This window comes from Psychroserpens ponticola (genome assembly GCF_023556315.2).
Classification (GTDB): Bacteria; Bacteroidota; Bacteroidia; order Flavobacteriales; family Flavobacteriaceae; genus Psychroserpens; species Psychroserpens ponticola.
Window position 1 is genome coordinate 1,843,577 of sequence record NZ_CP116221.1, and the last position, 25,329, is coordinate 1,868,905.

Annotated in this window: 23 protein-coding genes; all 23 read left to right on the forward strand. The window is 29.8% G+C overall.

Annotation, left to right across the window (positions count from 1 at the left end; translation table 11 throughout):
- Nucleotides 1-48: 48 nt before the first annotated feature.
- The 23 genes from hsdR to MUN68_RS08290 all read left to right on the forward strand — a co-directional run bounded on the left by hsdR (nucleotide 49) and on the right by MUN68_RS08290 (nucleotide 25,143).
- On the forward strand, nucleotides 49-2,418 hold the full coding sequence (hsdR, locus tag MUN68_RS08180; RefSeq protein WP_249997350.1) for an EcoAI/FtnUII family type I restriction enzme subunit R: 2,370 nt from the start codon (nucleotides 49-51) through the stop codon (nucleotides 2,416-2,418).
- Nucleotides 2,419-4,683 carry an N-6 DNA methylase gene (locus tag MUN68_RS08185; RefSeq protein WP_249997351.1) on the forward strand — a complete coding sequence of 755 codons (2,265 nt, stop codon included), beginning with the start codon at nucleotides 2,419-2,421 and terminating at the stop codon, nucleotides 4,681-4,683. It abuts the gene before it with no gap.
- 363 nt (nucleotides 4,684-5,046) lie between these two features.
- Complete coding sequence (locus MUN68_RS08190) at nucleotides 5,047-5,625, forward strand: Crp/Fnr family transcriptional regulator (RefSeq protein ID WP_249997352.1); 579 nt, start codon at nucleotides 5,047-5,049, stop codon at nucleotides 5,623-5,625.
- A gap of 139 nt (nucleotides 5,626-5,764) precedes the next feature.
- Nucleotides 5,765-6,604: an MBL fold metallo-hydrolase gene (locus MUN68_RS08195; protein ID WP_272792436.1), complete on the forward strand. Its 840-nt coding sequence runs from the start codon at nucleotides 5,765-5,767 to the stop codon at nucleotides 6,602-6,604.
- Nucleotides 6,605-6,672: 68 nt separating this feature from the next.
- On the forward strand, nucleotides 6,673-7,062 hold the full coding sequence (locus MUN68_RS08200) for a nuclear transport factor 2 family protein (RefSeq protein ID WP_249997354.1): 390 nt from the start codon (nucleotides 6,673-6,675) through the stop codon (nucleotides 7,060-7,062).
- A 750-nt stretch (nucleotides 7,063-7,812) separates the two neighbouring features.
- Nucleotides 7,813-8,583 carry a hypothetical protein gene (locus tag MUN68_RS08205; RefSeq protein ID WP_249997355.1) on the forward strand — a complete coding sequence of 257 codons (771 nt, stop codon included), beginning with the start codon at nucleotides 7,813-7,815 and terminating at the stop codon, nucleotides 8,581-8,583.
- A 264-nt stretch (nucleotides 8,584-8,847) separates the two neighbouring features.
- The gene (locus tag MUN68_RS08210; protein WP_272792437.1) at nucleotides 8,848-9,423 is read left to right on the forward strand and encodes a hypothetical protein; all 576 of its coding nucleotides are present in this window, start codon (nucleotides 8,848-8,850) and stop codon (nucleotides 9,421-9,423) included.
- Between the two features lie 1,229 nt (nucleotides 9,424-10,652).
- Nucleotides 10,653-11,504, forward strand: coding sequence for a hypothetical protein (locus MUN68_RS08215; RefSeq protein ID WP_249997585.1), 852 nt, complete (start codon nucleotides 10,653-10,655; stop codon nucleotides 11,502-11,504).
- A gap of 748 nt (nucleotides 11,505-12,252) precedes the next feature.
- Nucleotides 12,253-12,888 (forward strand): hypothetical protein, encoded by a 636-nt coding sequence (locus tag MUN68_RS08220; protein WP_249997429.1) that lies wholly within the window; start codon nucleotides 12,253-12,255, stop codon nucleotides 12,886-12,888.
- A gap of 343 nt (nucleotides 12,889-13,231) precedes the next feature.
- Nucleotides 13,232-13,666 (forward strand): hypothetical protein, encoded by a 435-nt coding sequence (locus MUN68_RS08225; protein ID WP_249997431.1) that lies wholly within the window; start codon nucleotides 13,232-13,234, stop codon nucleotides 13,664-13,666.
- Nucleotides 13,667-13,894: 228 nt separating this feature from the next.
- Entirely contained in the window at nucleotides 13,895-14,467 is a 573-nt protein-coding gene (locus MUN68_RS08230) for a hypothetical protein (protein WP_249997433.1), read from the forward strand.
- 4 nt (nucleotides 14,468-14,471) lie between these two features.
- The gene (locus MUN68_RS08235) at nucleotides 14,472-15,290 is read left to right on the forward strand and encodes a hypothetical protein (RefSeq protein ID WP_249997435.1); all 819 of its coding nucleotides are present in this window, start codon (nucleotides 14,472-14,474) and stop codon (nucleotides 15,288-15,290) included.
- A gap of 149 nt (nucleotides 15,291-15,439) precedes the next feature.
- Nucleotides 15,440-15,979, forward strand: a complete 540-nt coding sequence (locus MUN68_RS08240) for a hypothetical protein (protein WP_249997437.1) — start codon at nucleotides 15,440-15,442, stop codon at nucleotides 15,977-15,979.
- Nucleotides 15,980-16,132: 153 nt separating this feature from the next.
- A complete protein-coding gene (locus MUN68_RS08245) occupies nucleotides 16,133-16,777 on the forward strand; it encodes a hypothetical protein (RefSeq protein ID WP_249997439.1) in 645 nt (214 codons plus the stop codon).
- 146 nt (nucleotides 16,778-16,923) lie between these two features.
- On the forward strand, nucleotides 16,924-17,316 hold the full coding sequence (locus tag MUN68_RS08250; protein WP_249997441.1) for a hypothetical protein: 393 nt from the start codon (nucleotides 16,924-16,926) through the stop codon (nucleotides 17,314-17,316).
- Nucleotides 17,317-17,321: 5 nt separating this feature from the next.
- Nucleotides 17,322-17,519 (forward strand): hypothetical protein, encoded by a 198-nt coding sequence (locus MUN68_RS08255; protein ID WP_249997443.1) that lies wholly within the window; start codon nucleotides 17,322-17,324, stop codon nucleotides 17,517-17,519.
- A 225-nt stretch (nucleotides 17,520-17,744) separates the two neighbouring features.
- Nucleotides 17,745-18,692, forward strand: a complete 948-nt coding sequence (locus MUN68_RS08260) for a hypothetical protein (protein WP_249997445.1) — start codon at nucleotides 17,745-17,747, stop codon at nucleotides 18,690-18,692.
- Between the two features lie 781 nt (nucleotides 18,693-19,473).
- Entirely contained in the window at nucleotides 19,474-20,301 is an 828-nt protein-coding gene (locus MUN68_RS08265) for a toxin-antitoxin system YwqK family antitoxin (RefSeq protein ID WP_249997379.1), read from the forward strand.
- A 199-nt stretch (nucleotides 20,302-20,500) separates the two neighbouring features.
- Nucleotides 20,501-21,367, forward strand: a complete 867-nt coding sequence (locus tag MUN68_RS08270; protein WP_249997380.1) for a hypothetical protein — start codon at nucleotides 20,501-20,503, stop codon at nucleotides 21,365-21,367.
- A 160-nt stretch (nucleotides 21,368-21,527) separates the two neighbouring features.
- A complete protein-coding gene (locus MUN68_RS08275; protein WP_249997381.1) occupies nucleotides 21,528-22,793 on the forward strand; it encodes a S41 family peptidase in 1,266 nt (421 codons plus the stop codon).
- A 168-nt stretch (nucleotides 22,794-22,961) separates the two neighbouring features.
- The gene (locus MUN68_RS08280) at nucleotides 22,962-24,161 is read left to right on the forward strand and encodes a TlpA disulfide reductase family protein (protein ID WP_249997382.1); all 1,200 of its coding nucleotides are present in this window, start codon (nucleotides 22,962-22,964) and stop codon (nucleotides 24,159-24,161) included.
- 196 nt (nucleotides 24,162-24,357) lie between these two features.
- Nucleotides 24,358-24,672 (forward strand): hypothetical protein, encoded by a 315-nt coding sequence (locus MUN68_RS08285; RefSeq protein ID WP_249997383.1) that lies wholly within the window; start codon nucleotides 24,358-24,360, stop codon nucleotides 24,670-24,672.
- Nucleotides 24,673-24,681: 9 nt separating this feature from the next.
- The gene (locus tag MUN68_RS08290; RefSeq protein ID WP_249997384.1) at nucleotides 24,682-25,143 is read left to right on the forward strand and encodes a hypothetical protein; all 462 of its coding nucleotides are present in this window, start codon (nucleotides 24,682-24,684) and stop codon (nucleotides 25,141-25,143) included.
- Nucleotides 25,144-25,329: the final 186 nt, after the last annotated feature.

Here is a 25,329-nt window from a genome sequence, read left to right on the forward strand (position 1 = left end):
AAACAAAAGAGCTATTTTAGCCAACGCTCGACCAAACCAACAAAATGAATGAATAAAAAAGACTTATCTGAATCTGACATAAAGGCGAAATTTATCACACCTGCTATTTTAAAATCAGGTTGGGATGAGCAAACACAATTAGGACGTGAGATTTTCTTCACAGATGGTCGAATCTATGTGAAAGGAAAGCTGACTGCAAGAGGAAAACGAAAATTTGCGGACTATATACTTTTCTACAAACCGAATGTTCCGATTGCAATAATTGAGGCAAAAGACAACAAACACAGCGTAAAAAGTGGAATTCAACAAGCTCTTGGCTACGCCAACACCTTGGATATTCCTTGTGTGTTTAGTAGTAATGGAGACGGATTTTACTTTCACGACAAAACAGCAACAGACGGAGAAATTGAAAAAGAACTGACTTTAGACGAATTTCCAAGTCCTGAAATTCTTTGGCAGAAATACAAAAAATACAAAGGAATTGAAACCGAAGAAGTTGAAGAAATTGCAAAACAAGATTATTTTCAAGATGGTTCTGGTCGTAGTCCAAGATACTACCAACAAATTGCTGTAAACAGAACAATCGAAGCAGTTGCAAAAGGATTAGACCGAATTCTTTTAGTTATGGCAACTGGAACAGGAAAAACTTATACAGCTTTTCAAATCATTTACAGACTTTGGAAAAGTGGAGCAAAAAAAAGAATCTTATTTTTAGCGGACAGAACTGCATTAATTGACCAAACAGCTCGTGGAGATTTTAGACATTTTAAAGATGCTCTAACAATCATAAAAAAGAAACAAATTGACACAGCTTACAATATTTATTTAGCATTATATCAAGGTTTATCAGATAGTCAAGGAGCAGATGCATACAAACAATTTAGTCCAGACTTTTTTGATTTAATCATAATTGACGAGTGCCACAGAGGAAGTGCTAAAGAAGATAGCAAATGGCGTGAGATTTTAGCTTATTTCAACAAAGCAACTCACATTGGTTTAACAGCAACACCAAAAGAAACCGAAGAAGTTTCAAATATTGATTATTTCGGTGAGCCTCTTTACACCTATTCTTTAAAACAAGGAATTGATGATGGTTTTCTGGCACCTTATAAAGTTGTAAAAGTCACTTTAGATATTGATGCGGAAGGTTGGCGACCAACACAAGGTTTTGTAGATAAAAGCGGAAATCCAGTTGAAGATAGAATTTACAACAGAACGGATTTTGACAAAAATATAGTTGTTGACGAACGCAGAAAATTAGTTGCAAAAAAGATAACCGAATTCTTAAAAGGTTATGACAGATTTGCAAAATCAATCGTTTTCTGTATTGATATTGAGCACGCAGAAGGAATGCGTTCCGCATTGGCTAACGCCAATGCCGATTTATTCGCTCAAAACAATAAGTACGTAATGCAAATTACAGGCGATAACGAAGAAGGAAAACGTGAGTTGGATAGTTTTATCAATCCAAGTGAACCTTATCCTGTTATTGCTACAACTTCAAAATTAATGACTACAGGAGTTGATGCTCAAACTTGTAAACTCATTGTTTTAGATAGTAATATTGGTTCAATGACCGAGTTTAAACAAATTATTGGTCGTGGAACGAGAATAAATGAGGAATATGGTAAAACATATTTTACCATTATGGACTTTAGAAATGTAACCAACTTATTTGCTGACCCTGATTTTGATGGTGACCCAGTAATGATAAAACAAGTTGGTGAAGATGATGATTTATCTGGTGCAGAAGACGAAATGACAGATGAAGTAATCACAGACATTTTGGATGGCGAAGAAGTTGATTTTCCAGACATTGAAGGTGGTGGAGAAATTGAAGAAGATACAAGGCGTGAAAAAATTCGAGTGGATGGTGTTCAAGTAAAAATTGTAAATGAACGTGTGCAATATTTAGGTAATGATGGTAAAATTATAACGGAAAGCCTAAAGGACTACACTAAAAATAGCGTTACCAAACAATATCAAAGTTTAGAGAAATTTCTAAATTCTTGGAATAATTCAGAAAAGAAAGAAGTTATTATTAAAGAATTAGAAGAACAAGGAATTTTCTTTGAAGCTTTAAAAGATGAAGTTGGAAAAGAATTTGACGCTTTCGATTTAATCTGTCACGTAGCTTTTGAAGCAAAGCCCTTAACAAGAAAAGAAAGAGCAAACAACGTAAAAAAGAGAAACTATTTTACCAAATATGGAGACAAAGCCCAAACGGTTTTAAATAGTTTACTCGATAAATATGCAGAAGATGGTTTATTAACTATTGAAAGTACAGAAGTATTAAAACTTGACCCTTTAAATAAATTAGGAACACCAATTGAATTAATCAAAGCTTTTGGTAGTAAAAAAGTTTATTTACAAGCATTGAAGGAATTAGAAACACAATTATACAATACAACAGCATAAATGGCAAACGTAGCAGCAGTAGTAAGCAGCATAAGAAATATAATGCGTCAAGACAGAGGGATTTCTGGTGATGCCCAAAGATTAGAGCAATTAGGTTGGATGCTCTTTTTAAAAATTATTGACGACAAAGACCAAGAATTAGAAATTTTAAAAGACGATTATCAGTCTGTAATTCCAGAGCAATTTCAATGGAGAACTTGGGCAAGTGACCCAGAAGGAATTACAGGAGATGATTTATTGGAATTTATAGACAGTAACGCCCAAAACAACCGAGGGTTATTTGCCACTTTACGTAATCTCACAAGTATTAATAATCCAAAACGTGCTGCCATAGCGAAAGAAGTTTTTGATGGTTCAAATAACTATATGAAGAGTGGTTACGAAATGCGAAAAGTCATAAATAAACTCAATGAAATTGACTTTAACAATTCTAACGATAAGCACATTTTCGGCAATATTTACGAAAGTATTTTACAAGAATTGCGTGATGCAGGAAATAAAGGTGAATACTACACACCAAGAGCAGTAACACAGTTTATGACACAAATGACCAATCCAAGATTGGGTGAAAAAGTACTTGACCCTGCAGCTGGTACAGGAGGTTTTTTAAGCGCAGCAATAGACCACGTTAGAGAAAATTATGTAAATACGGTAGAAGACGAGCATCTTCTGCAAAAAAGTATTACAGGATGGGAATTAAAACCTGTAGCATACGTTTTAGGACTAACCAATTTAATTTTACACGAAATGGATGTTCCTGACTATCATTATATTGATAGTCTAAAAAAGGAATATAATAGTATTGGTAAAAAAGACCAAGTCGATGTAATATTAGCTAATCCACCATTTGGTGCAAGTATAGCTGAAGGTGTAGAATCAAACTTTCCGAGTTCTTTTCGTTGTCGTGAATCAGCAGATTTATTTGTTGTATTAATGTTAAAATTATTAAACCATAATGGTAGAGCTGCAATTGTTTTACCTGATGGATGTATTAAAGGCGAAGGAGTAAAAGCTCGAATACATAAAAAACTATTAACAGAATGTAATCTGCATACAATTATTAGAATGCCGACTAGTACATTTTTTCCAGCAGCAGTTAGAACAAATCTGCTTTTTTTTGAAAAAGGAAAGAAAACAAATGATATTTGGTACTATGAGCATAAATTACCCAAAGGTCAAAAAAGCTACTCTAAAACTAAACCTATTGAATTTGATGAATTTCAACCAATTATAAAATGGTGGCAAAACAGAGAAGAATCTTCAGTTTCTTGGAAAGTAAATGTTTCAGAATTAAAAGATTGGGATTTAGATATTAAAAATCCATATCAAGAGAAAATAAAACATATTCCTGCTACTGAATTATATGAAAAATATAACAACAAACTGACTTCAGTTCAACAAACATTCTCTACAATATCAAAAAATATATTATTTAACAGAATTCCAGTTCTAGACAAACTTCTTCAAAATAATAATTCTTTGTTCCTAAACATAGATTTTATTAATAAATTCAAGAAAGTTATTATTCTAGAAGGGCTAAAAGGAAATTTAAGTAAAGATTTTAGCGATAAACAAGAATTCAAGTCTGGAGAGTTACTCTCTGATAAAATGTTGGAAGAAAAAGCAATCATTTTTGAAGAAGAAAGACTTAAACCTGAAAAATCAGTAATTCCAATTGAAAAACAAGCAATACCGTATAAAATACCAAACCATTGGTGTTGGAATATACTTGATAATGTTTCAATATTTTATAATGGTAAGGCTCACGAAAAATTAGTTGATTCAAGTGGTCAATATATTTTAGTAAACTCAAAATTTGTCTCAACAAATGGTTCAGTTAAAAAACACAGTACTGAAATATTAGTTCCTCTTAAAAAAAATGATATTGCCATAGTAATGAGTGATGTTCCTAACGGTAGAGCTTTAAGTAGATGCTATCTTGTAGAGGAAAACAACTTATATACACTAAACCAAAGAATTGGATGTTTAAAATCATTATGTGGTATTCATCCTGAATACTTAAAAATGGTTTTAGATAGAAATAAATATTACTTGAATTTTAATGATGGAAAAAAACAAACAAATCTGAAAAAAAGTCAAATTTTATCTTGCCCAATTCCAATTCCACCTCTAGAAGAACAAAAATATATAATAGAACAGGTAAATAACTTATTGAAAAAATGTGAAGAATTAGAATTAGAAATCGAAAGTCAAAATAGTCTTTCTGAAAATCTTATTGATTCAATTTTAAATGAATCTTTTTAATGCCAACGCTAAAAGCCATACACATTTGCAATTCGCTACAGCCAACGCTACGCCAAAAATTGCAAAAGAGTATGTCTTGCCAATGCTCAAATCAGAACTAAATAACAAACATCGGAAAACCAAACTGAACGTGAAAAGCACTATGCACAACAACGTGTATAAAACATAGCTATTATAGGCTTTCCGAGAGGTTTTTGTATATTTACATAGTACGCCAAATTTTTTATTTGGTTATATTTAGAAAAGAAAATTAAACATAAAAATAAAAAATTCGGCTCGTGCAAAATCTGAAAAATTAGTGTTTATTTATACGCTACGTTTCATACACAAGACCGTTGGGCGTAATGTAAAAATCCTCCGAATATGACAGAGTTATTAATACAAAATATTTTAAACCATATTACGCTTTCCAAAAAAGAGATAGATAGCTTTTGCAACTTATTCGACCAAAAAGAAGTTCAAAAAAAACACTTTTTACTGCGAGAAGGTCAAATTTGCAAGTTTGAGGGCTTTGTTACTAAAGGTCTTTTTAGAGTATATCATATAGATAATAATGGCTTTGAACAAGTACTCTATTTTGCACAGGAAAATTGGTGGATAACCGATATCGACAGTTTTACCAATGAAACGCCATCTCAACTTTACATACAAGCGTTAGAGGACAGTGAAGTATTATTAATTTCAAAAAAAGACAAAGAGCTTGCTTATGATAACATTCCAAAAATAGAAAAACTGTTTAGAGTAATGACTCAAAAAACGCATATCTCGTTACAACGAAGAATGATAGATAATTTGAGTAAAAATGCCGACCAACGTTATATAGACTTTATTGAAAAATATCCTAATCTCTTTCAACGATTAACCAACGTGCAGATTGCCGCTTACTTGGGTATAAGCCACGAGTTTTTGAGTAAAATAAGACGAAAAATCGCCAGTAAATAATAGTAGAAAATTCATTTATTGAACTTGTTCAATGTTTTGAAGTAGGTAACCGTTGCATCTTTGTACCATCAGTAAAAACAAGACAGAAATGAAATCGATTTTTTCAACAGTATTTTTAACAATTTTAATTTTATTCAAAATGAACGCACAAGAACAAAGTTTTAAAACAATAGAAACAAGCAAATTTAAACTTCAAGTTTACAACGCATCAGAAAATAGTTTTGGTGTGGCATCTGTTATTATCTCAGGTAAAAACGATGCCGTATTAATAGATGCACAATTTACCTTGGCAGAGGCAACAAAAGTAGCACAAGAAATCAAAAACTCAGGAAAGAACTTAACTACAATTTATGTTTCGCATGGCGACCCTGATTTTTATTTCGGATTAGAAGTCTTCAAAAAATATTTCCCAGAGGTTACGGCATATGCTTCGTCTGCAACAGTAGAGCATATTAAAGCTACAGCTCAAAAGAAATTGGAAGTTTGGGGCGAAAAATTAGGCAATAACATCACATCTAATGTTGTCTTACCTCAAGTTCTAAAAGGAAATTCGATTGAGTTAGAAGGCGAAAAACTAGAAATCATTGGATTAGACGAATTCCCAAAAAGAACCTTTGTATGGATACCATCAATTAAAACAGCTTTAGGCGGAATTAATGTTTTTGGCACAACATTTAATGTGTGGATGGCAGATGCACAAACAACAGAGGTTCGTAACAACTGGATCTCGATCTTAAATACTATCAGCGAATTAAAACCTGAAATAGTAATCCCTGCACACGCAAATACCAATTCAGATTTCACTATTGATGCTGTAAACCACACGAAGAATTATATTCAATTTTATGAAGAAGCTTTGAGTAGCAATAAAACTTCTGAAGCGTTAATAGCAACTATTAAATCAAAATATCCAAATTTAACTTTTGAAACAGCCTTAATGTTAGGAGCAAAAGTGAACACAGGAGAAATGAAATGGTAAGAACTATAATAATCATCAACTTGACAATGCTTTTAGTATTGTCAAGTTGTTTATTTAAACAAGAAGTTATGACAAATCTCGACATAATAAAAAGTACCTATGAAGGTGAAACATCAGAAGAAAACGGCAAAAATTTAGCCAAATATGTAGCCGTAAATATCAGTTGGACAGAAGCCAAAGGCTTTCCTTATGCAGGAACTTATATTGGTTTAGAAAGTGTTACTGAAAATGTTTTTAAACGCTTAGGTAGCGAGTGGATTGATTATAAATTTACACCCGAAGATTATATTGCAAATGAAGACAAAGTAGTTGCTTATGGAACCTATTCGGGTACATATAAAAAAACGAACAAGTATTTTGAAGCAAGAGTTGCCCATATATGGAAACTGAACAATGGCAAGATTATCAGTTTTGAGCAGTTTGTAGATAGTAAATCGGTTGACGAAGCAATACGTTAAAACACTACGCCCAACAACGTGTATAATTAATGGCTAGTCCTCGCCTACTTACGAAAATCCTCGCGGATTTTCTATTTGGTTTTTATTTGCTAAATTAGGTGCTTAAACACGCCACTAATCATACACAAAACCGTTAACAACAATAGTGCAAAAATTCAACAGCACTACTCTATTTGAACTATTGTTTTAAATACAAAAATCTCAAATTTCTCATTTAAGATTTTCGTTTATCATTTTTTGGAGAACTAAACGCTTTTTGGTTTGTTTTTGTTTATTAAGTTATAGCTAGAAAACTCTCAAGATAATTTCTTACTTCAATGGTAAACAATTTATTTTTAAGATAATATCTTCGATCATTTAAAATTGTTTTTTTGTAAGTCAGTCGAATTATCGCTTGCGTTCTGTATCGTTCTAAAATCCAAAAAAGGTGTTCGTTAGTATTCCTGTGGTACAACCTAAATGCTATTATGGACTTTTCTCTTTTGCCAAATCAACGGTTTCTTGGGAGTATCAGCTAATGTTAGTTATAGCATTCTCTTTCGGTTGCTGTGAAGTATATAGCTAGTTCTGTGATTCACCAATGACTTGTGCTGCACTACAGTTGCTAACAACGTGTATAATTAATTACTACGGAATTTCCAATCGGAAATTCACAATAATTAATTATATTAGCTAATAATCGGAAAATGACTTACGTCCTTTTCCGTAACTAATCATACACAAAACCGTTGTACAACATTTGACCTAACAATGAAAATTCGAGTTTTAACAATAATATTCCTAGTACTTAGTCTAACTTTTTTTGGACAAGAAACCGAATCAAAAGATTGTTTCGAAATAAAATATCTTGATTTTTTTGGTTTAGAAAACCAAGAAATTGTAAAATGGCCAAAATCTGAAATAAGTGGATTATTGGCAATGGATTTTGAGAAAGACAGAAATGGCTCAACTATTAAAACAAGTTTTATAATTCCTTTAATTATTTACCAACTAAAAGAGTATCATCCGAATTGTAAGTCTAATATTGATACAACATATTTAAATCAAATTTCAGAATTATATTTTAAAATAAGAGGTTTGGATAATACAATACTAAATACCAAATCAACTACCGAAAAAATTGAGTTTTTACTAAACGATTTTTATTCTCAAGTAGAAAACATAAAATATCTACCAAAAATGACAATGACCTTTGACGATGGTCCTTTTTATGGTGTTGAATTTGAAAGTAAAACAGAATTAAAACCTATTAAAAAACATGAAACGGAATTTGGTTTTTTGACTGTTTCAAAAATTGATAACAAAACTATATTAACAAGCAAGGACAATAAAGGGAAAACAATATGGCAAAAGTCTATAACTGGATTATCAGATAGAAACTTAACTGAATTACATTTTACAGAAAATCCTATAGAATATAATTCTGTAGCAACTGTTGCTCATATGTATTCAGAAGGAGAAAGATTTACGTTGTATTTAAAAAAGGACGGAAGTTTTATGTATTATTTCCATTCTTGGTAAAATAAAAATAACGTTGTACAACAACGTGTATAACCAATTGCTTGGTTGTGTGTACTCGGAAAATCCTGCGGATTTTCCTACTGGTTCGGTTTCTTTTATTAACTTAGTTCTCGCCAACGCAACAAGCCATACACGAACACGTTGTGCGTAATTCCCTCAAATTGCGGAAAGAAAATAATTACTTCATATTAACGTTTAGTAAATGGTTAAAAAACTGAAAATCAAAAAATATTAATAACTGATTTTCATAACGTTGTAGAAAAGATGAATAGAAAACTATTATTAATCATTTTAATAATTCCAAATATATTTTATTGTCAAAGCGCATTTGAAGTTTCTGATTTTAAAAATGTACATTCAAAGGTGATTAGTATATTAAATGAAAAACAAATATTCTCTTCAGACGTTAACATTGAAGAAATTTATATAACAGATTTAATTGATGTCGAGAATAAAGTTGATGATAACCTCACAAATGGTATATACTGGATTTATTATCATTATCACTGGAATTCTTATTTACTGATTAAAAACAAAAATAAATTTATCTTTTATAATGATCCTCTAAAGAATATTGATTCCTTATTTAAAAAAGTAATAGAGATTGATAAAACAAAAAAAGAATCTAAAGCATATTTAAAAAAAATTTATAATCATCTTTTTGGTTTAATAGAAGACAAACATAAACGAAGATTTACGGTTATTTCAACTGACCGAAAAGAATACAAAAAAAATGAGAGGCAATCCAAAAAGATTAATAAAGACAAAATTCATTCTGAACAAAAAAAATTAAAAAAGGAATATCATTATTATTTGGATTTAATAAAAACGGATAAATAAAAAACTACGCACAACAACGTGTATAATTAATTGCTTGGTCTGTGTGTACTCGGAAAATCCTATCGGATTTTCCTACTGGTTCGTTTCTTTTTGCTAACTTAGTTCTAGCCAACGCAACTAACCATACACAAAACCGTTAACAACAATAGTGCAAAAATTCAACAGCACTACTCTATTTGAACTATTATTGTAAATACAAAAATCTCTAATTTCTCATTTAAGATTTTCGTTTATCATTTTTTGGAGAACTAAACGCTTTTATGGTCTGTTTTTGTTTATTAACTTATAGCTAGAAAACTCTCAAGATAATTTCTTACTTCAATGGTAAACAGTTTCTTTTTAAGATAATATGTTCGTTCATTTAAAATTGTTTTTTCGTAAGTCAGCCAAATTATCGCTAGCGTTCTGTATCGTTCTTAAATCCAAAAAAGGTGTTCGTTAGTATTCCTGTGGTACAACCTAAATGCTATTATGGACTTTTCTCTTTTGCCAAATCAACGGTTTCTTGGGAGTATCAGCTAATGTTAGTTATAGCATTCTCTTTCGGTTGCTGTGAAGTATATAGCTAGTTCTGTGATTTACCAATGACTTGTTCTGCACTACAGTTGCTAACAACGTGTATAATTAATTACTGCGGAATTTCCAATCGGAAATTCACAATAATTAATTATATTAGCTAATAATCGGAAAATGACTTACGCCCTTTTCCGTAACTAACCATACACAAACACGTTAACAACAATAGCTCCAAATTGTAACTCCTATTCTTAGTATCTTATTAAAATTAAAACTTCGGAACTATTGCCACTCAAACTCTTAAAGTTGAAAGTTTACTCAAACTCTTAAAATCATTGTAGCGAAAAAAAGCCTGGTTTTTTTTGCGATTTTTTTTTTTTGAGTTTTAAAGAAGTATTCTCCAAAAAACACTTTTGATGAAAATTTTAATTATTTCAAAATGATTTTAAGCAGGTTTGTGGAACTTTTCACTCTTTCCCTTAAGGCTTTTTACTCTTCTCACTTTATGTGATTACTCTTGCTTCAACTCTCTAAGTTAAACGTGCCTACTCTACTCTGTCGCTAAAGTTGCTAACAACGTGTATAACCAATTGCTCAATTTGTGCGTACTCGGAAATTCCTAACGGAATTTCCTATTGGTTCGGTTTCTTTTGTTAACTTAGTTCTCGCCAACGCAACAAGCCATACACGAACACGTTAGGCTTAATTAAAAAATGAAACACGCAATTAAAATATTTCTGTTCTTCTTCAGCATTTTTTGTTTTGCACAAAATGTTAGCAAAGAAATTAAAACAATAGAGGGAATATGGATTGCTGAAGATTATTACAATTCCTTCGAACAAACGAAAAGTGCTATTAAATCTAAAAATGCGTTTAACTTAAATTATCCTGTAGCTCTTAGAATTAACTCAAAAGATATTAAAAACGGAATATTAAACATTGGATACTCAGAACTTCATGACCATAACATTTATCCTGAAGTGTCTAATATTTCTATTTTTAAGATTAATTTAAATAAAAAAGATTCTATTGGTTACTATAAGACTACCGACATTTCATATTTCAATTACGAATGGATTTCGTATTTAAGATGGAATATCGATAAAAACTCACTTACTCTTTATAGACCGAAAGGAAATGGTCTTGAAGAATATTATATTAAATACAAAAGAGTTGAATCTAAATTCAGAAAAGATTATTTATTTCCAAATCCTTTATATTATTACACTAGAAATAAAACTCTCAGTGGAAATTATACTTTGAAGGATAATTTGGGAAATATACTCTCTGAAAACTTTACTATTGGAGATAACGGAATTGTAAGTGGATTCACTCTATTAGACAATTTCACTGCTTACTTTTCAACTGATATTTACTGTGGTCCTCCTGCAATAAATGATCTCGTTATGTTCTTTGATGATATTTTGATTGAGGAAAAGGAAGTATTCTATTTCCTTTATAAAAAGAACGAAAATGGTAATATTGATTTTCATAAAAGATTATATAATAAAGAAAATGGTTCTGATAAACTTGGAGAAATAATTTATGAATTAGTAAAAAACTAAGCCTAACAACGTGTATAACCAATTGCTTGGTTCTAGCCTACTTGGAAATTCCTAACGGAATTTCCTCTGGTTCGTTTTCTTTTGTTAACTTAGTTCTCGCCAACGCAACTAGCCATACACAAGACCGTTAACAACAATAGTGCAAAAATTCAACAGCACTACTCTATTTGAACTATTATTATTAACACAAAAATCTCAAATTTCTCATTTAAGATTTTCGCTTTATCATTTTTTGGAGAACTAAACGCTTTTATGGTCTGTTTTTGTTTATTAAATTATAGCTAGGAAACTCTCAAGATAATTTCTTACTTCAATGGTAAACAATTTATTTTTAAGATAATATCTTCGATCATTTAAAATTGTTTTTTGTAAGTCAGTCGAATTATCGCTTGCGTTCTGTATCGTTCTAAAATCCAAAAAAGGTGTTCGTTAGTATTCCTGTGGTACAACCTAAATGCTATTATGGACTTTTCTCTTTTGCCAAATCAACGGTTTCTTGGGAGTATCAGCTAATGTTAGTTATAGCATTCTCTTTCGGTTGCTGTGAAGTATATAGCTAGTTCTGTAATTTACCAATGACTTGTGCTGCACTACAGTTGCTAACAACGTGTATAATTAATTACTGCGGAATTTCCAATCGGAAATTCACAATAATTAATTAACTTAGCTGCTAATCGGAAAATGACTTACGCCATTTTCCGTAACTAATCATACACAAAACCGTTGGCAACAATTTAAAAAACCTAAATTGAAACAATTATCTTATTTTATTTGTATTCTACTTTTTGTCACAAATTGTAAAAAGTCAGATGAAAAAACAGTCAGAACCGAAAATTCTTTAGGATTAGATTCTTCAAAAAAAACCTGCGATAGTACTTCAACATACTTAACAAACTTTATTTTTTCAACCAAAAAAGATGTCAATATTTTTGACGATGGAGAATACGATGATGATTGGGATGAAATTTTGGATAATGCTGCAGAATATCAAAATGAAGTTTTATCTCTTCTAAATTGTTCTAACATAACAGATGCACAGAAGGAATTCCTAATAAGTGCAATGAATGGACTTTCATTCCAAAATTATATTGAATTTATATCTGAATGTTTTGAAAAGTATAAAGTTGGTGAAATCTCAAAAAAAACTCTTGAATACCCAACTATATTCAACAACATAAAACATAGATATTATGTTGGTAAATACTATCAAAATGAAGAGGTAATAGAATTACTTACACAGATTAAGAATTATGAAACCATTAAAGGCAGCACGTTAGAAAAAAGAATTGACGAAGTTCTGAATGGAGAATTTTGGAAAGAAAGGGTTGAATTTTATTCAAGTGATGCTATGAATAGTCATACTGAATTATTAGAAGGTTGGTAAAAAACAGTAGCCAACAACGTGTATAACCAATTGCTAGTTTGTGTGTACTCGGAAAATCCTACGGATTTTCCTACTGGTTCGTTTCTTTTTGCTAACTTAGTTCTCGCCAACGCAACTAGCCATACACAAAACCGTTGGCAACAATATGAAAAAACCGTTAAGAATATTGATTTCACTAATTATTATGTCATTTATGACACATATTTGTTATTCTCAGAAACTGAATAAAATATACTACGGAATTTCCTCTGACAGTTTAATAAACAACCATCTTTTAGAATTTAAAAATGACTCAACACTTGAATTAAGTTCTATTCAAAGGCATATGTCAAAACAGTTCAGGATGACTTTTAACTATAAAAAAGAAAATAGAGTTTTGAAAATCTATAAATCGGAATTAAAACATTCTGACAGTTTAGATTTAGCAAATAATGGATTTGCAAATTTCATAAAAGACCTGAATTTTAAATTAGATAATAAAGCGATTCTTGACCAAAATAATGGATTAGTATATGTTTTAAACAATGACTTTAAAAAGAAACATTATTTGACATATATTATAAACGGAAAGGAATATAAGTTAGATTCTGGATTAACTAATTCTTACGGACTTTTAGAAAGAGAACCAAAACGGAATAAAAAACTTGAAAGAAAATTAAATACAATCAATCCTCAATTAGAAAACTATGAGATTAATGTTTACAAAGGAATAGTTGCTTATCAAAAATTTGGATATGAAAGTGTCTTTGGAGTTATAGAAATGAACAAAAAGAAATAAAATACTGTTGCCAACACCGTGTATAAAACATAGCTAGTAAAAGCTTTCCGAGAGGTTTGTGTTTATTTTCAAAGTCCGCCAAATTTTTAAATTTGGCTTTTAAGATTGATAAGTTAAAAACAAAATATAAAAATTCGGCTCTGTGTTTATCCGAAAAGTAGTACCTTTTTACACGCTACGTTTCATACACAAAACCGTTAGCCACAATACGAAAAACGAAAATACCGAATGAGTAAACTGAATTTAGATATTAGAGATAATTACGAGTATTTCCAAGAGTTATCGTATGAAGAAAAGAATCTCGCTACCAATCCAATTGTTCTCGAACCGAAAAGAAATAATAGAGATTGGTTAAAACAGTCAACGAAAATTGACCATTCTACAATTGATGAAAATATCACTTTGATAGTTGAAAAAAAACTATCATTATACAAATATGGAATTAAATTACATTGTCCGAATTTTACAGAAAAACCATATTTCAGATTTGATTCAGATGGACCTGCTCATAGGAACAAAACGGAATTACCATTATCTGAACAAATAATTACGACACCACATTTTAATACTTACGATGAGAAAGGACAAGAATTTGCTTATAAAAGTGATACTCTGAAAAGTGAGAAAGACGCAAAAGCAATTGTCGAGAATTTAGATTTTGGAATAAGTCATTTTTTCCAAGAAACAAATATCAAAACAAATGGAAAAACAGAATACCCAGAAATAAAAGTTAATGAGCCAGAATTATTTGAAATTGAACCAAAGACTGACCCATTAAATGGAATTGATTTTTTAGATTAGCGGAATGGATAAATTGTTAGACATATTCAAAACAATCAAAGATGATTTCTGCTCTCTTACAACTTATAAATTGCGAGGAGAGAGTTTAGAGGTAATCACGCCATTTACGACTTTAAACAATAAATTTGTTTCTGTTTTCATAAAAGAAATTAAAGGTAAATATGTGATTTCAGATGCTGGATGGACTGACTTAAATTATTATGATGTAAGTATTAGCGAAGAATCTGATGATATAATTGAGCGTATTTTCACTTATTATCAAGAGAGTTTTGAGATTTCTACAACCTCTGACAAAGCTGGAACTTTACATTATTTTAAAACTTGTTCAAATCCAAGAGATATTCCAGCAAATGTTTATGATTTAGCCAACTTTATTGTTGGAGCAGTAAATTCTTTAGGAATTAGATATAAAGACGAGAAAGAAGAAAAAGAAAGAGAGACATTTAGAAAAGACGCAAATACTTTTTTGAAAGTAAATTATAACGACAATGTAAAACTTCAAAAGTCTTTAGATGATTTTCAAAATATAAGATTTAATGCCTTAATTACAAAAAACTCTGACATCTTTTTAGTTTCTTATGTGACTGGAAGTAGTTCATATTATTTCACGAATGATTTAAGAAAAACTATCGTGAATTTTGAGATTTCAGAAAAATCGAAATATAGAAGTTTCATTCGGGAAAAAGTTTCAATTATTAATGACCAAGCTGTCGGTTATCAACCCGAAAGATTGAGCAGTATGATGGATTTATTAAATGAAAAAACTACGCAGGAACCAATAAAATGGTCTGAAAAAGAAAAGATTTTAGAGATAATCCGATAAAAGTACTGTGGCTAACACCGTGTATAATTCATTGCTAGTTATAGCCCACTTACGAAAGTCCTCGCGGACTTTCTATCTGTGATTTATTTGCTAACTTTAGTGCTTATACACGCAACGAAATCATACACAAAACCGTTGGCAAACATTTGATGAAAATCGATAATGAAATTAAAAATTGGAAAGATTATTTGGAAAGAAAATTTTCTGACCAATCAATTTATACAATTGACGATAAAACTAATGTGTTATCCAACGGAGTATATAACGTAACTGCGAAAGGAAGTAAAACGGAAATTAGTTTCATATATCCAGATAAAGATTGGCTTACAATTGACGATATCCAATTTCATAATTCTAAAGTAAATGGTTGGTCTGGAGAATTATTAGGAGGCAACGGACCAAAACGCGGGAAATTTAATCAAGAAAATATTGATTACGTAAATAAGGTTCTCGAAACTCCTCTGAAAAAAGGCTGGACTTGTACTGATTATTCCTTATTTGGGAAAGTTTTCAAATCAGTTACTAGAGAAGGAATGAAACCAAAAGTTGGAATTAAAATATTGACAGATTTTAACTTTGGTTGCATAGGAACAATATTATTTCCGATTACATTTCTTATCAATATTGGAATAGAAATAGGTTTAATAGGAAAGAAAAAAACCAGTATTATAAAACCAATGGTGGAATAAAAAACGATTTGCCAACACCGTGTATATTTAATTGCTAGGTCTAGCCTACTTACGAATATTCCTGCGGAATATTCTATTCGTTTTTTATTTACTAAATTAGTTGCTCAAACACGCAACTAAGCATACACAAACACGTTACCACACATTTAAGAAATGCCTACACCAATTCATAGTAAAATAATAAACAAGATTGCTCGCGGATTTTTTAAAGAGTATGGAATTGTTCGCAAAGGTCAATCAAGAATTTGGTTAGATGACCACTATTGGTTCACTACAATTATCGAGTTCCAACCTTTTAGTAATAGACAAGGAACTTGCTTAAATGTTGCTGTAAATTTTCATTGGTACGAAAAAGATTATCTCTCTTTTGATATTGGAGATAGAGAATCTGAATTTATAGATTTTGAGACTGAAGAACAATTTGAAATCAAAATGAATTCTCTTGTGGAATTAGCTTTAAAACGAACGTTAGGGTTTCGAGAAAAATTAGCGAATTTAGAAACTGGAACAAATACAATTCTGAATCACAAATTTGCAAGTGACAGTCTTTGGGGAAATTATCACCGAGCAATTATTTGCGGATTAAAAAATGATCAAAAAAATGCTGAACAATATTTTGATTTGATATTAAAGACAGATCATGATGTAGCTTGGGCAAATAAATTAAAAGACAGAGTTTCTAATTTAAAAACTGAACTGAATAACATTACGGATTTTCAAAAAAGAGTCGATTTGATTATTGAGAAAACAAGGAATGAAAAGAAACTAAAAGCAATTGAAATAAAAAACGTGTGGTAACAACGTGTATAACCAATTGCTTGGTTTGTGTGTACTCGGAAATTCCTAGCGGAATTTCCTACTGATTCGGTTTCTTTTGTTAACTTAGTTCCTGCCAACGCAACAAGCCATACACAAAACCGTTGTACAACATTAAGAAAACTCAAATGCTGAACTTATTTAGAACACAAAAAAAAGAAATTCCATCATTTGAAATTTTACAAAATTCAGAATTTAAGGACAAATACTTTAGTCGTTTATCTCCTTGGGATTGGATGGATAATAAAATGATTCATGTCTTTGATAAAAATTCGCCAAGAGTTGTTACAATGGATCCTTGGCCTCAATTAATTTATTTAGAAGCAAATGGACAAATTACTGTTTCAGAATTTGTTTATAAAATGGCTTCAAGTTATAATCGAAAGACACCAATTCCAAAAGAATTAGATATTACAATCATTTCTGTTCTAAACGATTTAGTTGAAGATAATCTGATAGAGTTAACTCTTGAAAAGCAAAATCTCAGTAACGATATTCAATATCCAAAATCTGAACAATAATTTGAATGAAAAACCCACTTACTAAACAACAAGAACGACTCAGAGGAAAGAAAGTTAATGATATGACAAATCAAGAGCTTGAAACTTGGATTCAAGCTTGTGATAAAATGGAAAATTGGGTTAATGCTAATAAAGCTCGTAGAAGTTGGACACAATCAAGAGATAAAGCTGAATCCGAACTTGAAAAAAGGACTAAAAACTAAAGTTGCAGAAAATAAAAAATGGAATAAAATCATTCTTTATCAATAATAGAAAACGTTGTACAACAACGTGTATAACCAATTGCTCAGTTTGTGTGTACTCGGAAAATCCTATCGGATTTTCCTAATGGTTCGATTTATTTTGTTAACTTAGTTCTTGCCAACGCAACAAGCCATACACAAACACGTTAGGTGCAATTACCAAGCAAACTCTGAAAAACTAAATAAATGAACCTAAATGATTTTTCTTCTATAATTAAAAATGAGAAAAAAGACGAAAGTCAAAAAGAACAGGCATTTTACAAATTCTATGACTATTATTCTGAATTAGTAAAAAGCGTTTTAAAGAAAAAGACATTTACTGAACGACAATTATCAGTAGATATATTTAGAAAAAAATTCACAGAAAAACAATCAGAAGCTGTATTCAAAAAACAATTATTCGCATCTTTAAAAACATTAGAAAGAATAAAAAAAGGAATTGAAACTGGAGTTGTAAATAGGTTTAATATAGGTAAGACTAATGGTTCAATAAATGACTTTTCTGATTTTCTTTTTATTTTTTCATTTGATGTTTATGAATTAGTCAAATACGCTGAATTTAAATATAATAATAAAACATTAAATTATTCTATGGGTTCTTCTATAGGTTCATCCACAAGAGATGTATTTGAAAATGGGTCAATCATATTATTTATAAAACACTTTGGAACTGATTCAATTCATTATAGAGACTTTTTTTCTTATTCTGTATTTACAATTAGATTGATGATTGAGGTTGCTGGTAAGAAAATTTTAGGTTTTAATTCTATAACAGATGAAAATGGAGATAGAATTAGAAAAATAAAAACACAAATTGCGTGGGAATTTATCAAAAATGACCAAATTAACTTCAAAAGAATTCAACTTCCTATTGAAGTTGATACAATTCTAAAAATTGAAAAATGGACAAATCAATTTATACATACTGGTTATATACAACCAATATATTTAATTGAAAATGCATTATTGTTTTTAGATAAATTAACATTTCCAAAATCCACAAAAATATCTAATTATAATACCTTAAAATTGGAATTTGAACAATTCTTAAAGGAAAAAGTAAAAGAAGAACAAGAAATAATTATTAATTGGGAAAACAAGAACAATATGGAATCAAAAATAATATCTGAATAATAAAAACTGCACCTAACAACGTGTATAACCAATTGCTTGGTTTGTGTGTACTCGGAAAATCCTAGCGGATTTTCCTATTGGTTCGGTTCCTTTTTACTAACTTAGTCCTAGCCAGCGCAACTGAGCCATACACAAACACGTTAACAACAATAGTGCAAAAATTCAACAGTACTACTCTATTTGAACTATTGTTATTAATACAAAAATCTCAAATTTCTCATTTAAGATTTTCGCTTTATCATTTTTTGGAGAACTAAACGCTTTTTGGTTTGGTTTTGTTTATTAAGTTATAGCTAGAAAACTCTCAAGAAAATTGATCACTTAAATGGCAAACAATTTATTTTTAGAATAATATGTTTTATCATTTAAAATTGTTTTTTCATAAGTCAGCCGAATTATCGATAGCGTTCTGTATCGTTCTAAAATCCAAAAAAGGTGTTCGTTAGTATTCCTGTGGTGCAACCTAAATGCTATTATGGACTTTTCTCTTTTTCCAAATCAACGGTTTCTTGGGAGTATCAGCTAATGTTAGTTATAGCATTCTCTTTCGGTTGCTGTGAAGTATATAGCTAGTTCTGTGATTCACCAATGACTTGTGCTGCACTACAGTTGCTAACAACGTGTATAATTAATTACTGCGGAATTTCCAATCGGAAATTCACAATAATTAATTAACTTAGCTGCTAATCGGAAAATGACTTACGTCCTTTTCCGTAACTAATCATACACAAAATCGTTGGCAAACATTTAGAAATCCACTTAAAACAAAAACCAAAAGCAAATGAATAGAATAAAACTGAATTTAATTTTTTCAATATTATTTGTTTGTGTCTTTTTTGTTTCTTGCTTAAAAAACAAAAAAGAATACTTCGACAATGGAAATCTAAAAGCTGAATATCAAAAAACAAAAAATGGAATACTAGAAGGGAAATATATAAAATATTACGAGAATGGTAATATTAAATCTATTCAATTATTTAGAAATAATGTTGAAATTGATTCAACTATAGTTTACGATAGCTTAAAATCTAACACAATAAAAACAGCTATTTATAGAAACAAAAATTCGATAGATAGTATCTATGTTAAAAATTATGATAATAGCTATATTACAAGTGAAGGTCATATGTTTAAAACGCAAAAAACAGGTAAATGGAAATTATATAAAAACCAAAAAATAGATAAGATCATGCAATATAAAAATATTGATGGCAAGCAATATTTAAATCAAGGATGGTTTTTCGATAAGTCAGGAGATACTATACATGAATATGGTAGTAATTATAAGTTTAAATACTCAGTTAAACTAAAAGAAAAAACAATAGACATTTCTATAAAATATAAACCATTAATTGCTGAAAATGCTAATGTGATTTTACTACATAATGAAAAGCTTAACAAAGAATTCTCAAATATTGATGAAGTTGTTTTAGATACCATTTTTTTTACTAATAATAAAGTTGATATCGAATATAAAGTTAAACATAAAAGAGAAAAATTAAATTTTAATCTTAGAGGTATAATTAAAGAGTATGCAGATTTACTTAAAAATGATTCAATCTATTACAGAGAAAGATTGATTTATTTAGATGAAAAAATCGTCAAATAGAATCATAAAGTTTGAGAATAATTAAAAAACGATTTGCCAACAACGTGTATAACCAATTGCTCAGTCTGTGTGTACTCGGAAAATCCTAGCGGATTTTCCTATTGGTTCGGTTTATTTTGCTAACTTAGTTCCTGCCAACGCAACAAGCCATACACAAACACGTTGTGCCTAATTAACGAAAACCGACCAAAAACATAAAATGAGTAAACTTGAATTCACATTTGCCGAAAAACTTTCATTAAAAAACAGTCCAGATTTTAATGAAGATTGGCTTCAAAATAAAATCGCTGAAAACCCTCAAATTTTAGGACTTGGAGAACTAGATTTAATTGAACGGGAAAGAAAACATAAATCTGGAAGACTTGATTTACTTCTTGCAGATACACAAAACGAAAAAAGATACGAAGTAGAAATTATGCTTGGCGAATTAGATGCTAGTCATATAATTAGATGTCTTGAATATTGGGATATTGAAAAGAAAAGATATCCACATTATGAACATTGTGCTGTAATTGTAGCTGAAGATATAACAAGTAGATTTTTAAACGTTTTAAGTTTGTTTAATGGTCACATTCCATTAATTGCAATTCAACTAAATGCTTTAAAAGTTGGAAATAAAATTGTCCTAGACTTCGTGACAGTAATGAACCAATTTGCATTGAGAAGAGATGATACAGTAGAAGCTAAATTAGTAGAAACTAATAGAGATTATTGGAATAAAAGAGCAACTAAAAAAACAGTAGAAATAGTTGACAAACTTCTTGAAATCTTAAATAGCAATCTAGACAGTTCGCAACAATTAAATTATAATAAGTATTATATTGGACTTAATGATGGTTTCAAATCAAGAAACTTCATACATTTTAAACCAAAGAAACAATTTACTCATATCTATTTTGAACTTATGAACAAAGAAGAATGGATTGAGAAACTTGATGATTTAGGAATAACATCTACTGCGAATAAAAGAAATTTACAAGTAACTGTTACACCTAAACAAGTCACAGATAATATTAATATTTTGACTGAATTAATAAAAGAATCGGTTGAATTTTATAATAACTAGGCACAACAACGTGTATATTTAATTGCTAGGTCTAGCCTACTTACGAATATTCCTGCGGAATATTCTATCTGTGTTTTATTTACTAAATTAGTTGCTTAAACAACGCAACTAATCATACACAAAACCGTTGTAGCACATTAAAAAAAAACTCAAATTGAACATGAAGAAGATTTTAACCTTATTTATAATAATATTATTAAGTACTTTATCATTCTGCCAAGAAATAAAAACGGAAGATTGGACTACTGACCTTAATTTTTTGAAATCCGAATTACAAAAAAAACATATTAACCTATTTTTTAAATTAACAAAAAATGAGTTTGAAGAAGGAATTGAAGAAATCATTTCAAAATTAGATTCTGATTCAGATTTTGAAACTACAATGAAATTGAGTCAATTGCTTGCCAAAATTGGAGATTCTCATACAACTATAAACATTTCCAAATTTTTGAATATCCAAAAGAATATTCCAATTAATTGCACTTGGTTTGGGGAAGATATACACGTTGTAAGTACTTCAAAAGATAATTACGAAATTCTTGACAAAAAAATGGTCTCAATAAATGAATACCATATTAAAACAATTATTGATAGTATAAAAACTATATTTTCTAATGATAATAATGCAACAATTAAGAAAGGAACGATTCGATTAATAAACAACAAAAAGCTTCTTGACTATTTTGGTTTTTCAAAGTCTTCAGATTCTATTTACAGAATTGGTTTTGAAAACAGTAAAAATCAATTGTCATTTGAAAATGTGGCGACAGAAAGATATGACAAAAAAACTAGAATAAGCACAAAAATAGATGGATTAAGACCATATTATATAGAAGGTAAAGGAAACATTTTTAAGGAAAAATATTATGAAAAAGATAAAATATACTACATCCAATATAATAAATGCATTAGTAAAGAATCTGTTTTAGCAACAGGTAATAAATTAGAAGCAACAAAATACCCTTCGTACAAGAAGTTTGAACAAAAAATATTGAATACAATAGAAACTAAAAAAGTTAAAAAACTAATTTTTGACATGAGATTCAATACAGGTGGTAATTCATCAATAATTAAGAATCTAATTAGACAAATTCGTGTAAACAAATCTCTTAACCAAAAAGACAAGTTATTTGTTGTTGTTGGACAAAGAACTTATTCTTCAGCTATACTCAATACTCTTGCATTTAAACATTTTACAAATGCTACAGTCATTGGTGAAGAAACATCAGGTATGCCAAATCATTATGGTAATATTAAGTCTTTTTATCTTCCGTATTCTAATATTAAATTAAATTATTCAACAAAATATCATAATTTATATAAAGGTATTGATAATACCATAAAACCAGATATTGAAATAATAAGAACATTTGATGATTATAAAAAAGGAATTGATCCTATTTATGAGTTTGTAAAAAATTATTAATCTGATAATAACGTGCTACAACAACGTGTATAATTCATTGCTAGTACTCACCTACTTGGAAATTCCTTCGGAATTTCCTCTGGTTCGTTTTTGTTTACTAATTTAGTTGCTGAAACACGCAACGAAATCATACACAAACACGTTACCTGCAAGCTGAAAATCAGAACTATGAAAAAAAATTTAGTGATAAAATTATTTCTTATCTCATTAATAACAAACTCTTGTTTTGGACAAAATGACAGCAAGTTTTCAATTAATGGAAAAACTAAAAATTTAGTCAATGGAACAATCTTACTATTACAAAATCCATTATCAAACAAATTCATTGATTCAGTAAAAGTCCTTGACAACACTTTTGTTTTTAATACTCAACTGACCTATTTTCCAGCGAAACTAATTCTTTGGAGAGATGGTTCTACTGCAAAAACAATATGGGTTGAAAACAAAAATATGACTTTTGATTCTAGCAATTCAAATTTTGAGAATGCAATTATAAATGGCTCAATTACAGACAGATTAGCTACATCATTAAAGAGTAAATATAAGGAACTAAAATCCTATGAAGAAATAGTTGCGTTCGAGTTAGAGTTTATAAAAAACAATCCAAATAATATAATAAGTGCTCATAACTTATCTATTATGGCAAAGGCATTTGGACATGAAGAGTCAGAAAAACTATTTAATAAATTTTCCATTAAAAATAGACAATCACAATATGGAAAAATAATATCTGACTATTTAGATTTGAACATCACTAAAACCCCTCAAATAGGAGAAAAGTACGTTGATTTTTCAATGAATAATCAAAACGGTATACAAAAACAATTATCTGAACTTGATGGGAAATATGTTCTTCTTGAATTTTGGGCTTCGTGGTGTCTTCCTTGTCGTGAAGAAAACCCAGAATTAGTTAAAGTTTATAATAAATATATAGAATCTAATTTTGAGATTTTTGCAGTTTCTTTAGATGAGAATAAAGAAAATTGGATAAAAGCTATAAAAAAAGACAACTTGAACTGGAAACACGTAAGCGATTTAGAAGGAACAAATAATAAAGCCTCTCTAATTTATGCTGTAAATGGTATTCCAGATAATATTCTTATCGATAAAAATGGGATAATAATTGCTCGAAATTTGAGAAGCAAAAAATTAGACGAATTATTATACGAATTGATATTCAAAAAGGCATACACAATTAAGAAAGAAAAAAATGGAACAACTTTACGTTTGAGTGAATCAATTGTTTGGAAAGATGAAAATGGTAAAATATTAACAAAATTAGAGGTTGAAAAAATGCTTGACACTAAAAAATATATTCCTAATTTGGATACAGAGAAAAATATTATGGTGTTGAAAAAAAAGGATTGACATAGGTAAAGAAATTAAAAGCCAGCAGGTAACAACGTGTATAACCAATTGCTTGGTTTGTGTGTACTCGGAAATTCCTATCGGAATTTCCTATTGGTTAGTTCATTTTTGTTAACTTAGTTCTCGCCAACGCAACTAGCCATACACAAACACGTTGCCAGTAATTAAAAAAAAACCGTAACTAAACATTGAACAAATGGAAATAACGACTGAAATAGCTGTGATTTTAGGTGCTTTAATTGGTGGTTCAATTTCTATTTTAACAACTTGGATACAACAGCGAAATCAAGTAAATAGAGATTTAACGAGAATAGCGTATGAAATGGCTGTTAAGGAATATGAAACGTTAATAGCAAATAGTCCAGGGAAAACTGTTGTTCCTCTTGAGGCTTTCGTTACATATTATATAGAATATTTAAAGATGGTTAAATCAAAGAAATTCAAACTCAACGATATTACCAAATTAAGAGAATTTAGAACGGAATTGAATAAAATATATCAGAAAAACTAAAATACGAATATGAAAAAAATACTTTTTATTGCATTACTAACATTTGTAGGAAATTCACTTTTTGCTCAAAAGACAGCATCAACTAACGGAACTGAATATTATAGTTGTAGTCAAAAAAATGGAATGACTTCAATTCCGGGAGATTATAAACTGACTGTTCAATATGACGAAAAAGAATTAGGATTTAATGCAAGTGGCGGACAAAGAATGACATCATTTTCAACCGTTAAAAAAACTGACAAGTACGTTATCGGACAAAATGGAGAGGGAAATTACGCCTTTTTCGATATTACTAAAAAACAGTTTTACTACATTGATTATTATATGAAAAGATATTTAACTGCTGGATATGGTTCACAAAGTGCTGAAATCAAACAGAATACTCTAAAAATAATGGATGTTTTGAAAAAAGGAGAAAGTCAAAAAGATGCAATTCAGTATCTGATTAAACAAACTGAATACGGATTTTGATTCGGAAAAATAACTACTGGCAACACCGTGTATAATTAATGGCTAGTTCTCGCCTACTTACGAAAATCCTCGCGGATTTTCTATTCGGTTTTTATTTGTTAAATTAGGTGCTTAAACACGCCACTAATCATACACAAACACGTTGCCAGTAATTTGACTGAACCGAAAACATTGATGTTTATTGAT

Excerpts from the sequence above, each read along its gene's own strand:
- hsdR (WP_249997350.1), top strand. The coding sequence starts at position 49 with ATGAATAAAAAAGACTTATCTGAATCTGACATAAAGGCGAAATTTATC.
- MUN68_RS08185 (WP_249997351.1), top strand. The coding sequence starts at position 2,419 with ATGGCAAACGTAGCAGCAGTAGTAAGCAGCATAAGAAATATAATGCGT.
- MUN68_RS08190 (WP_249997352.1), top strand. The coding sequence starts at position 5,047 with ATGACAGAGTTATTAATACAAAATATTTTAAACCATATTACGCTTTCC.
- MUN68_RS08195 (WP_272792436.1), top strand. The coding sequence starts at position 5,765 with ATGAACGCACAAGAACAAAGTTTTAAAACAATAGAAACAAGCAAATTT.
- MUN68_RS08200 (WP_249997354.1), top strand. The coding sequence starts at position 6,673 with ATGACAAATCTCGACATAATAAAAAGTACCTATGAAGGTGAAACATCA.
- MUN68_RS08205 (WP_249997355.1), top strand. The coding sequence starts at position 7,813 with ATGAAAATTCGAGTTTTAACAATAATATTCCTAGTACTTAGTCTAACT.
- MUN68_RS08210 (WP_272792437.1), top strand. The coding sequence starts at position 8,848 with ATGAATAGAAAACTATTATTAATCATTTTAATAATTCCAAATATATTT.
- MUN68_RS08215 (WP_249997585.1), top strand. The coding sequence starts at position 10,653 with ATGAAACACGCAATTAAAATATTTCTGTTCTTCTTCAGCATTTTTTGT.
- MUN68_RS08225 (WP_249997431.1), top strand. The coding sequence starts at position 13,232 with ATGACTTTTAACTATAAAAAAGAAAATAGAGTTTTGAAAATCTATAAA.
- MUN68_RS08230 (WP_249997433.1), top strand. The coding sequence starts at position 13,895 with ATGAGTAAACTGAATTTAGATATTAGAGATAATTACGAGTATTTCCAA.
- MUN68_RS08235 (WP_249997435.1), top strand. The coding sequence starts at position 14,472 with ATGGATAAATTGTTAGACATATTCAAAACAATCAAAGATGATTTCTGC.
- MUN68_RS08240 (WP_249997437.1), top strand. The coding sequence starts at position 15,440 with ATGAAAATCGATAATGAAATTAAAAATTGGAAAGATTATTTGGAAAGA.
- MUN68_RS08245 (WP_249997439.1), top strand. The coding sequence starts at position 16,133 with ATGCCTACACCAATTCATAGTAAAATAATAAACAAGATTGCTCGCGGA.
- MUN68_RS08250 (WP_249997441.1), top strand. The coding sequence starts at position 16,924 with ATGCTGAACTTATTTAGAACACAAAAAAAAGAAATTCCATCATTTGAA.
- MUN68_RS08255 (WP_249997443.1), top strand. The coding sequence starts at position 17,322 with ATGAAAAACCCACTTACTAAACAACAAGAACGACTCAGAGGAAAGAAA.
- MUN68_RS08260 (WP_249997445.1), top strand. The coding sequence starts at position 17,745 with ATGAACCTAAATGATTTTTCTTCTATAATTAAAAATGAGAAAAAAGAC.
- MUN68_RS08265 (WP_249997379.1), top strand. The coding sequence starts at position 19,474 with ATGAATAGAATAAAACTGAATTTAATTTTTTCAATATTATTTGTTTGT.
- MUN68_RS08270 (WP_249997380.1), top strand. The coding sequence starts at position 20,501 with ATGAGTAAACTTGAATTCACATTTGCCGAAAAACTTTCATTAAAAAAC.
- MUN68_RS08275 (WP_249997381.1), top strand. The coding sequence starts at position 21,528 with ATGAAGAAGATTTTAACCTTATTTATAATAATATTATTAAGTACTTTA.
- MUN68_RS08280 (WP_249997382.1), top strand. The coding sequence starts at position 22,962 with ATGAAAAAAAATTTAGTGATAAAATTATTTCTTATCTCATTAATAACA.
- MUN68_RS08285 (WP_249997383.1), top strand. The coding sequence starts at position 24,358 with ATGGAAATAACGACTGAAATAGCTGTGATTTTAGGTGCTTTAATTGGT.
- MUN68_RS08290 (WP_249997384.1), top strand. The coding sequence starts at position 24,682 with ATGAAAAAAATACTTTTTATTGCATTACTAACATTTGTAGGAAATTCA.